Origin of the sequence: Roseomonas mucosa ATCC BAA-692 (assembly GCF_000622225.1) — a bacterium.
Lineage (GTDB): Bacteria > Pseudomonadota > Alphaproteobacteria > Acetobacterales > Acetobacteraceae > Roseomonas > Roseomonas mucosa.
Genome location: NZ_JHWD01000045.1, coordinates 1 through 9,534 on the forward strand (window position 1 = coordinate 1; position 9,534 = coordinate 9,534).

Annotated in this window: 9 protein-coding genes and 1 CRISPR repeat array; all 9 genes read left to right on the plus strand. The window is 71.0% G+C overall.

Going from position 1 to position 9,534, the window contains the following annotated elements:
• Nucleotides 1-2 precede the first annotated feature (2 nt).
• The 9 genes from vapC to cas2e are packed head-to-tail and all read left to right on the plus strand — an operon-like array spanning nucleotide 3 to nucleotide 9,211.
• Nucleotides 3-413, plus strand: a complete 411-nt coding sequence (gene vapC / locus BT98_RS0119400) for a type II toxin-antitoxin system VapC family toxin (RefSeq protein ID WP_019463221.1) — start codon at nucleotides 3-5, stop codon at nucleotides 411-413.
• 57 nt (nucleotides 414-470) lie between these two features.
• A complete protein-coding gene (locus tag BT98_RS25175; protein WP_081798677.1) occupies nucleotides 471-3,146 on the plus strand; it encodes a CRISPR-associated helicase/endonuclease Cas3 in 2,676 nt (891 codons plus the stop codon).
• Nucleotides 3,147-3,204: 58 nt separating this feature from the next.
• Nucleotides 3,205-4,839 (plus strand): type I-E CRISPR-associated protein Cse1/CasA, encoded by a 1,635-nt coding sequence (gene casA / locus BT98_RS0119410; RefSeq protein WP_239371321.1) that lies wholly within the window; start codon nucleotides 3,205-3,207, stop codon nucleotides 4,837-4,839.
• Nucleotides 4,836-5,396 carry a type I-E CRISPR-associated protein Cse2/CasB gene (casB, locus tag BT98_RS25180; protein WP_019463217.1) on the plus strand — a complete coding sequence of 187 codons (561 nt, stop codon included), beginning with the start codon at nucleotides 4,836-4,838 and terminating at the stop codon, nucleotides 5,394-5,396. The genes casA and casB overlap by 4 nt, the downstream gene beginning before the upstream one ends.
• A complete protein-coding gene (gene cas7e, locus BT98_RS0119420) occupies nucleotides 5,393-6,472 on the plus strand; it encodes a type I-E CRISPR-associated protein Cas7/Cse4/CasC (RefSeq protein WP_019463216.1) in 1,080 nt (359 codons plus the stop codon). Before casB ends, cas7e begins: the two co-directional genes overlap by 4 nt.
• 4 nt (nucleotides 6,473-6,476) lie before the next feature.
• Complete coding sequence (gene cas5e, locus BT98_RS0119425; protein ID WP_019463215.1) at nucleotides 6,477-7,244, plus strand: type I-E CRISPR-associated protein Cas5/CasD; 768 nt, start codon at nucleotides 6,477-6,479, stop codon at nucleotides 7,242-7,244.
• Entirely contained in the window at nucleotides 7,241-7,930 is a 690-nt protein-coding gene (gene cas6e, locus BT98_RS0119430) for a type I-E CRISPR-associated protein Cas6/Cse3/CasE (protein ID WP_019463214.1), read from the plus strand. The genes cas5e and cas6e overlap by 4 nt, the downstream gene beginning before the upstream one ends.
• Nucleotides 7,930-8,898 carry a type I-E CRISPR-associated endonuclease Cas1e gene (cas1e, locus tag BT98_RS0119435; protein WP_019463213.1) on the plus strand — a complete coding sequence of 323 codons (969 nt, stop codon included), beginning with the start codon at nucleotides 7,930-7,932 and terminating at the stop codon, nucleotides 8,896-8,898. The genes cas6e and cas1e overlap by 1 nt, the downstream gene beginning before the upstream one ends.
• The gene (cas2e, locus tag BT98_RS0119440) at nucleotides 8,879-9,211 is read left to right on the plus strand and encodes a type I-E CRISPR-associated endoribonuclease Cas2e (protein ID WP_019463212.1); all 333 of its coding nucleotides are present in this window, start codon (nucleotides 8,879-8,881) and stop codon (nucleotides 9,209-9,211) included. The genes cas1e and cas2e overlap by 20 nt, the downstream gene beginning before the upstream one ends.
• Nucleotides 9,212-9,260: 49 nt before the next feature.
• Nucleotides 9,261-9,533: direct repeats of the CRISPR family, unit length 29 nt; unit sequence GTGTTCCCCGCGAGCGCGGGGATGAACCG.
• Nucleotide 9,534: the final 1 nt, after the last annotated feature.

The following is a 9,534-nucleotide window of genomic DNA, read 5'->3' on the forward strand; positions in this document are numbered from 1 at the left end:
CTGTGACGCTGCGCTACCTGCTCGACACCAACCTGTGCATCCGGGTGCTGCGCGATCGCCCGGCCGGCCTGCGGGGGCGTTTCAACGCGGAGGCCGAGGCGCTCTGCACCTCGGACGTGGTGCTCTACGAGCTGCTCTACGGGGCGGAGCGCTCGGCCAGGCCCGCCGAGATGCGGCGCGAGGTGGAGCGCTTCGTGGCCAGGCTGAGCGTGCTGCCCTTCGACGGTGACGCGGCGGCGCACACGGCCGAGATCCGAGCGAGCCTGGAGCGGCGGGGCGCGGTGATCGGTCCCTACGACCTGATGATCGCCGGCCAGGCGCGCAGCCGCGGGCTGGTGGTGGTGACGGGCAACCTGAGCGAGTTCGGCCGGGTGGAGGGTCTGCGCTGCGAGGACTGGTTAGCCGGGGCCTGACAGTCTCTGCCCAGATCGCAAAGGACAGGATTATCCCCACTGTGATTATTGTAGCTCATGAGGCTTTCATCACTCTGGGGAAAAGCTCGCCCTGCTCTCAACACAGGCATCGCGGCTCACCCCCTTCTGGCTCACTCCCTTGATGTCGCCGCTGTCGCGATGCTCCTGCCCGACGCAGATCGGCTGTGTATCGACAGACGATGCCTCGGTTTCCTTGTGGCGCTGCACGATATCGGAAAGGTCTCACGGGCCTTCCAGGCGCAAGCACCTGATCATTGGCCGGGCGCGGTCCTCGGTCCTCTGCCCGAGGGCGTTCCGGGCTTCCCACACGATGCCATGGGTCTGCACCTCCTGACCGGCACCTTGCAGGCGGAACTGACGCCAGCCTTCCTGCCAGACGCGCGAGGACGACGGAGTTGGCCCAATCCCCTGCTGCATGCCCTGGCGGGGCACCACGGCCGTCCAGCCGATCTCACCCGTACTCCCGGCGAAGCCGAACTCGGACCCCCGGCGACCGCCGCGGCGAAGGCCTTTGTCACCGCCATGCTGGACGCATTCCGACCGCCCCCTCTTCCCTGGCCCGGCGGTGACCGCGCCGTGGAACGCCTGGGCTGGCAACTGGCCGGCCTCGTCACCCTGGCGGACTGGATCGGTTCCCGGCAGGAGTGGTTCCCCTATGTGGCACCGGAGGCACTGGACGATCCAGCTGGCTACCTCTGGAACCAAGCGCTGCCGCGTGCGGTGCAGGCGATCGAGGCGGCAGGGCTGGGCAGTGCCAGGGTGGCGCCCTTCGGTGGCGTGCGGGCCCTGTTTCCGCTCATCGGCCAGCCCAGCCCGGTCCAGTCCTGGGCGGAAACCGTGACATTGCCACCCGGCCCGCTTCTGGCGGTGATCGAGGACCTGACGGGCAGCGGCAAGACCGAGGCCGCCCTGACCCTGGCCCACCGGCTCATGGCCGGGGGACAGGCCGACGGACTCTTCCTCGCCCTCCCCACCATGGCGACCGCTGGGGCCATGTTTGGTCGCCTGGCCGGGGCCTACCACCGGCTGTTCGTGGCCTCGGCGCGTCCCTCCCTTACCCTGGCGCATGGCCGTGCCGATCTCGACCCACGCTTCCGTGCCGCCATCACCCGCGAGGACGACACGGCCACAGCACCTGACTTTGGCCGCGCACCCTCCGATCCCGCAGATGAGACAGCCGAGGCGCATTGCGCCGCCTGGCTGGTCGATGACCGCCGCCGCGCCCTGCTGGCACAGGTGGGAGTGGGCACGATCGATCAGGCGCTGCTCTCCGTGCTGCCTGTCCGCCACGCGGTGCTGCGGCAGCGCGGGCTGGCTGGCAAGGTGCTGATCGTGGATGAGGCGCACGCCTTCGATCCCTACATGAACCGCGAGTTGCGGGCATTGCTTTGCTTCCACGCGGCGCTGGGCGGCTCGGCCATCCTGCTGTCCGCCACGCTGCCGCATGCGGTGCGGCAGGGGTTGGTGGATGCCTTTCGCGATGGGTTGGAGGTGCCACGCGCCGCGCTTTCCGCCACGGCCTACCCGCTGGCGACGCTCGCGGGCGCCGCGGGTGTTACCGAGAGGACCTGTGCCCCGCGCGAGGGCTTGCCGAGGCGCGTCGCCGTCACCCGGCTGCCAAACGAAGTGGCAGCGATAGCGCGGATCACCGAGGCGGCATCCGCTGGTGCCATCGTGGCCTGGGTACGCAACACGGTGGACGAGGCGATCGCGGCTGCGGCAGTACTGCGCGCGCAGGGCCTCGACCCGATCCTGTTCCACGCCCGCTTCGCCATGATCGACCGTCTGCGGGTGGAGGCGGAGGTGCTGCGTCGCTTTGGCCGTGCTGGCGATCCGGCGGCGCGGCGCGGCGTGCTGGTGGCGACCCAGGTGGTGGAGCAGTCGCTCGACCTCGACTTCGACCTGCTGGTGACCGACCTCGCGCCGATGGACTTACTGATCCAGCGCGCCGGGCGGCTGTGGCGGCACGATCGTGGCCCACGCTTGGTGCCGGGACCGGAACTGCTGGTGGTCTCGCCCGAGCCGGTGGAGGAGCCGAGCGCCGGCTGGCTGCGCGACGCCTTGCCAGGCACGGCTGCGGTGTACCGCGACCCGGCCCTGCTGTGGCGCACGGCGCGGGCGGTGTTCGGGCAGGGTGCCATCACGACGCCTGGCGACATGCGGCCGCTGATCGAGGCAGCCTATGACCGCGCCTCCCCTGGCGCCGTGCCGCCCGCCCTGGCTCGCGCGGCGCAGGAGGCGGAGGGAAAGGCGCATTCCGCCGCCGGCTTGGCCACGCAGAACGTGCTGGACGTGTGGAAGGGCTACAAGCGCGAGCACGGCGCCTGGGAACCCGACACCCGGACGCCGACGCGGCTGGAAGAGCGGGAGACCGTGACGCTGCGCCTGGCGGTGGTCCGGGACGGGGTAGCGGTGCCCTATGCCGACGACCCCGACCTGCAGCGGGCCTGGGCACTGTCAGAGGTGAGCGTGGCGCGCCACCGCGTCGCTGCCTGTCCGGTACCAGCGGAGCTGGAGGCGGCGGTGACGGCGGCGAAGGCGAGCTGGGGGCGGTGGGAGCGGGATTCGCCCCGGTATCTATTGGCACCGATGGGAAATGGCGGAAGCATTGACGCCGTTTCGGAGGCAGGTTCTATGGTGAAACTGCAGTACGAGAAGATGTCGGGTCTGATGTGGAGTGATAACGGCCAGAACGATTCCCCACCGGATTGACGCTTCGTAATCCACTCGTAGCATTGCTGCAAATAGCGAATCTGATGGAGAAGTGGCGGTGGAGCAGAATGCGGCAATCCCTGCGGCACCGTTCAACCTCCTTACCGCTTCTTGGCTTCCCGTTCTCCGCCGCAGCGGGGCGTGCGACACCATCCGCCCTACGCAGATCACCGACCGCGTCGCCGACGATCCCGTGATCGCGCTCGACTGGCCGCGCGCCGACTTCCGCGTGGCTGGGCTGGAATTCCTGATCGGCTTGCTCTCCACGACCCTTCCACCCGCCGAGCACAATGACTGGCTGGACCGCTGGGATGAGCCACCGACGCCGGAGGAACTGGATGCGGCCTTTGCGCCGATGGCGCATGTCTTCGACCTCGACGGGCCCGGCCCGCGCTTCATGCAAGACCGCGAGGACCTCGTCTCCGATTCCGAACCTGTCGAGCGGCTGCTGATCGAGAGCCCTGGCGGCAGCACGGCCCGCAACAACACTGACCTCCTGGTGCGCCGCAACCGCTACACAGCCTTCGGCCGCCCAGCGGCGGCGATGGCACTCTATACCTTCCAGTCCTGGGCACCGGCAGGTGGTGCCGGCAACCGCACCGGGCTACGCGGCGGCGGCCCGATGGTGACGCTGGTGGCACCCGGCGCGGCGGACACGCTGTGGCGCCTGCTCTGGGCCAATGTCCTGCTGGGCGAGCCGCTGGCGCCGGAGGACCTGCCGCGCGTCTTCCCCTGGTTGGCGCCGACCATCACCTCCGAAGGCGCGGCGGCGGTGGTGCCGGAGGTGAACGCCCATCCGTTGCAATGCTGGTGGGGGATGCCGCGCCGCATCCGCCTGGACTTTGCTGCCAGTGCTGCGCCGATGCCCTGCGACCTGACCGGCACGCCCGACACGGTGCGCGTCACCGGCTGGCGACAGCGGCCAAGGGGGGCGAACTACGCCGCCTGGGGCGGCCGCCACCCGCTGACGCCGCACTATCGCCTCAAGCCCGGCAGCGAGGTGCTGCCCCTGCACCCGCAGCCCGGCGGCGTCGGCTATCGCCACTGGCTCGGCCTGGTGACGGAAGGCGAGGGCGGGCTGCGGACCCCGGCCGCCACCGTCGCCGCCTGGCGACGCACCGACCGGCGCGCCGCCGATCTCGGCGCGCGCACCCGCCTGCTCGCGGCCGGCTACGACATGGACAACATGAAGGCCCGCGGCTTCGTGGAAAGCGAGATGCCGCTGCCCGGCACCGCCGACCCGGAGGCGCAGGACGCATTCGCCCGGGCCCTGGTGCGCTCGGCCGACCTCGTGGCCGGGCTGCTGCGCAACGCCGTGCGGCAGGCGCTGTTCTCCGCCGGCGCCACGGTGAAACTCGATGCCGAACTCCTGGCCAGCCAGCGCGAGCGGCTGTGGGAGCGCACCGAGGCGGTCTTTTTCGCCGCGCTGCCGCTCCAGGGTAAGGAACCGGAGGAGGGTGCGAAGACCGCATGGCTGCGCCTTCTGCGCGAGGTGGCGCTGAGCCTGTTCGACGAGGCCGCGCCGCTTCGTCCCGAGACCAGCATGGCATCGGCCGCCCCACGCATCGCCACCGCACGCCGGCGTCTGCTCTTCGCCCTGACAGGCTTCGGCAAGGATGGCGTCGCGCTGTTCGGGATCCTTGGCCTGCCCCTGCCGGTGTCGGCCGCCCAGAAGAAGAGGAATGCCGCGTGATCCGCGACGACAAGGTTTCCGCCGCCGTCGCCTGGTGGCGCGACCTGCAGCCGGACCCGCCGCGCCGCGCCGGCGACCGCGGCGCCCTTGCCCGCCTGCGCCGCTGCGGCAGCGTCGCGGACGCGATGAACGAGCCCGCCACCATCGACCTCGCACGACGCTGCGATGTCCGTCGCCCCGACGCCCTGGTGGAGGTGGCCCTGACGGCCGCCGTGCTGGCTCATCTGCGGGAGGACCGGCCGGAATTGCGGGTGGCACGCCAGATCGGCCCGCAGGGCGGGCCGGAGGCGCTGGAGACCGCCCTGATGAAGCCGCTGCGCTTCCAGCGGCTGATGACCGCCGTCACGCCGGACGAGCGGCTGATCGCGATGCGGCGCCTCGTCGCGCTGACCGGCGGCGCGCTCAACCTGCGCGACCTGTCCGCGGCGCTGCTCCACTGGACGGAGGAGCGCCGCCGCCGCTGGACCTACGACTACTGGGGCGTCGGCCAGCCCGCCGCCCGAGCCACCACGACCGCATCTGGCACGACCGCACCCGACAAGGACGACGCCGCATGAGCCGCTTCCTGCAGCTCCACCTCCTCACCTTCTTCCCGCCGGCCAATCTCAACCGCGACGACACCGGGCGGCCCAAGACTGCCATGGTGGGTGGCGCCATGCGGCTGCGTCTCTCCTCCCAGGCGCTCAAGCGCGCCTGGCGCACTTCCGAGGTCTTCGAGGCGGCGCTGGCGGACCATATGGGCCAGCGGACCCAGCGTCTGGGTGAGGACGTGCTGGCGCATCTCAAGGCGAGCGGCATGGCGGAGGACAAGGCGCTGGCCGCAGCCCGTGCCATCGCGGGCGTCTTCGGCAAGGTCAAGGATGCCAAGGACAAGAACCCCGCGCGCATTGAACAGCTCGCCTTCGTCGCGCCGGAGGAGCGGGCAGCGGCACTGGTGCTGGCCGACCGTGCCCTTGCCGGGGAGAAGGTGGACGAGGCAGCGGCCAAGGCGGCCGGGCTGCTACGTCGTGCCGACACGGCGGCTGACATCGCGCTCTTCGGCCGCATGCTTGCCGACAGCCCCGACTACAACCGCGAGGCCGCGGCACAGGTGGCGCATGCTATCACCACCCATCGCGTCATGGTGGAGGACGACTACTACACCGCCGTGGACGATCTGAAGCGACCCAGCGAGGACGCGGGCGCCGGCTTCCTCGGCGAGGCCGCTTTCGGTTCCGGCGTGTTCTACCTCTATCTCTGCGTGGACACCGCCCTGCTGGCGCGCAACCTCGGCGGCGATGCGGCGCTGGCCGCCACCGCCCTCGGTGCGCTGGCCGAGGCGGCGGCAACCGTCGCGCCCCGCGGCAAGCAGAACTCCTTTGCCGCGCATGGCCGCGCCGGCTACGTGCTGGCCGAGCGCGGCGACCGCCAGCCGCGGACGCTCGCCGGCGCCTTCGCCGCGCCGGTGGAGCCGGAGGAGGGGCGTGGCCCCGGCGGATCGGGGAACGACGTCATGGCCGCCTCGATCGGCCGGCTACGTGCCTTCCACGCCGCGCTCGACAAGGCATACGGCAGCGCCGCCGAGGCTTCGGCCGAGATGGTGGTGGGTGGCGAGGGGACGCTCGCCGACATCGTCGCCTTTGCACGCGGCTGAGCCCGTGCCCGCCTATCTCACCTTCGCCCTCGTCGCGCCTCTTGCCTCCTTCGGTGGTATCGCGGTGGGAGAGCGTCGCGGTGGCTGGGACCGCCCGGCGCGCTCGGCCGTGCTCGGCCTCCTCGGCGCCTGCCTCGGCGTGGAGCGGGAGGACGACGCAGCCCAGGCGGCACTGGCCGCAGATTACGGGCTGGCCCTGTTGTGCCACGCGCCCGGCCGGCTGCTGCCGGACTACCACACGGCGCAGGTGCCGCCCGCCGCGCGCAACCGGCGCTTCGTGACCCGGGCGGAGGAACTTGCCTCGCGGGACCTGAACACGGTGCTGTCCCGGCGGGACTACCGCAGCGGCGCCTGGCACCTCGGCGCGCTCTGGACACGGGGCGAGGCGCCGCGCTGGTCCTTGGAGCAGTTGCGGGAAGCCATGGAGCAGCCGGCCTTCGTGCCCTATCTGGGCCGCAAATCTTGCCCGCTGGGCCTGCCGCTCGCCCCCGAGATGACGGAGGCGGAGGATCCCGTGCGGGCTCTGGAGCGCCGCCACGCGGAGGGGCCGGAGGCCCGCCTGCTGCTCCCACGGGCAGGTTGGCGCGAGATCACCATGCGCGACGCCTTGGCCGACCAGCCCGCCAATCCGCTGATCGTGCTCGACGCGGCCGATGCGGCGGATGGCCCGCGCCTGCTGCGGGTCGAGATGCGGCGCGACCAGCCGCGCTCCCGCCGCCGCTGGCAGTTCGACCTGCGGCGGGAGGCTGTGCTGCGCGGGACGGCGACGTGAGCGGGCTCTGGCTGTCCCGCATTCGGCTGCGGCAGGAGGCGCCAATCGCGGCGCTGGCGCGGCTGCTGGTGCCGGAGGGAACGGGGCCGCGCGCCGCGGCAGGGCATCATCTGATCTGGTCCGTCTTCTCCGACGGGCCGGAGCGTCGCCGCGACTTCCTGTGGCGGGAGGAAGCACCGGGCCGCTTCCTCGCCCTCTCCGCCCGCCCCCCCGAGGACGCCACCGGCCTTTTCACGCTGGAAAGCCGCCCCTTCGCACCGGTCCTGGCACCCGGTGACCGGCTGGGCTTCGCGCTGCGGGCCAACCCCGTGGTGTCCCGCTCGGCCGGACCGGGCCGGCGAGGCCAGCGGCACGACGTGGTGATGGACGCGCTGCGGCGGGTGCCGCCAGGGCCGGGGCGAGCCGAAGAGCGGCCGGCGAAGGTCATGGAGGCCGGGCGTGCCTGGCTGGCGAGGCAGGGGGATCGGCATGGCTTCCGTCCGGATGAAGAGGTGGCGGTGGACGGCTACGAGCGCCGGCAGGTGCCGCGCGAAGGGGGCGGCATGGCAGTCTTCGGCGTGCTGGAGTTCGAGGGCGTGCTGACGGTGGAGGATCCGGCGCGCTTTCTCGCTGCCCTGACCGCAGGCTTCGGCAAGGCCCGCGCCTTCGGTTTCGGCCTGATGCTGATCCGCCGCGCCAGGTCCTGATGGCCGTCCCAGCCCGCCCGATCCCTGGCCTGCCGCCACCGCGGCCCATTCCGATCCGTGAGCGCGCCTCCATTCTCTTCGTCGAGAAGGGACGTCTGGACGTGCTCGATGGCGCCTTCGTGCTCGTGGACGAGAAGGGTGTGCGTTTGCACATTCCGGTGGGCGGTCTCGTCTGCCTGATGCTGGAGCCGGGCACCCGCGTCAGCCACGCCGCGGTGGTGCTCGCAGCCCGCGCCGGCACGCTGCTCATCTGGGTGGGCGAGGCCGGCGTACGCCTCTATGCCGCCGGCCAGCCCGGGGGTGCGCGGGCCGACCGGTTGCTGCTGCAGGCCCGTCTCGCACTCGACGACGAGGCCCGGCTGCGGGTGGTACGCAAGATGTACGCACTGCGTTTTGGTGAGGACGCGCCGGCGCGTCGATCGGTGGACCAGCTCCGCGGCATCGAGGGTGTGCGGGTGCGCGAGACCTACAAGCTGCTGGCGCAACGGCACGGCGTCGCCTGGGAGGGAAGGCGCTATGATCCCCAGGCCTGGGATGTCTCGAACACGGTGAACCGCTGCCTCTCCGCCGCGACCGCCGCCCTCTATGGTGTGACCGAGGCGGCAGTGCTGGCGGCGGGCTACGCTCCTGCCATCGGCTTTCTGCACACCGGCAAGCCACAGAGCTTCGTCTACGACATCGCCGACATCCTGAAGTTCGAAACGGTTGTGCCGGAAGCCTTCCGGGTCTGCGCGGCCTTCGAGGCAGGACGGCCGCTGGACGGCCAGCCGGTGCGCGATCCCGTGGCCGAGGTGCGCCGCCGCTGTCGCGATGCCTTCCGACGGAGCGATGTGCTGGGAAAGCTGATCCCTCTCATCGAAGAGGTTCTTGCAGCCGGAGGCCTGCCACTGCCGGCCGCACCCGAGGAAGCGATGCCCGTGGCTTTTGAAGCTCCGCCGGGATTGGGTGATGCTGGTCATCGTGGTTGAAAACGCGCCGCCGCGCCTGCGGGGAAGGCTGGCGGTCTGGCTCTTGGAGATCCGGGCCGGGGTCTATGTCGGCACCTATGGCCGACGTGTGCGGGAAATGATCTGGGAGCAGGTGCAGGCGGGGATCGAGGAGGGCAACGCCGTCATGGCCTGGGCCGCCCCAACCGATGCTGGTTTCCTGTTCGAGACCTGTGGACGAAATCGGCGTGTGCCGACCGACATGGACGGGTTCCGGCTGGTCGCCTTTGGCCCGGAAGCGGCATACTCTGCCCTGCCACCCATGTCTGACCAGAACAGACGTTCCAGGCGGTAGCCTCTTTCACAGCAGAATAAGATCGCCGAAACAGCCACTTACAGGAAGAGTGTTCCCCGCGAGCGCGGGGATGAACCGACCCGCGTGGATGCCGCCGAGGTGATCCACCTGTGTTCCCCGCGAGCGCGGGGATGAACCGCTCATCAGCTCGGCCTCGAAATCGGCGCGCCAGTGTTCCCCGCGAGCGCGGGGATGAACCGTGCTCCCCCGTGCTCTCGAATTCGGCCACGGAGTGTTCCCCGCGAGCGCGGGGATGAACCGACAGCCGAGCTACGCAAGCACGACAGGGATTTGTGTTCCCCGCGAGCGCGGGGATGAACCGC

What these genes read in the sequence shown, in the direction of transcription:
- BT98_RS25175 (WP_081798677.1), top strand. Translation starts at nt 471, where the DNA reads ATGAGGCTTTCATCACTCTGGGGAAAAGCTCGCCCTGCTCTCAACACA.
- cas7e (WP_019463216.1), top strand. Translation starts at nt 5,393, where the DNA reads ATGAGCCGCTTCCTGCAGCTCCACCTCCTCACCTTCTTCCCGCCGGCC.
- cas1e (WP_019463213.1), top strand. Translation starts at nt 7,930, where the DNA reads ATGGCCGTCCCAGCCCGCCCGATCCCTGGCCTGCCGCCACCGCGGCCC.
- cas2e (WP_019463212.1), top strand. Translation starts at nt 8,879, where the DNA reads ATGCTGGTCATCGTGGTTGAAAACGCGCCGCCGCGCCTGCGGGGAAGG.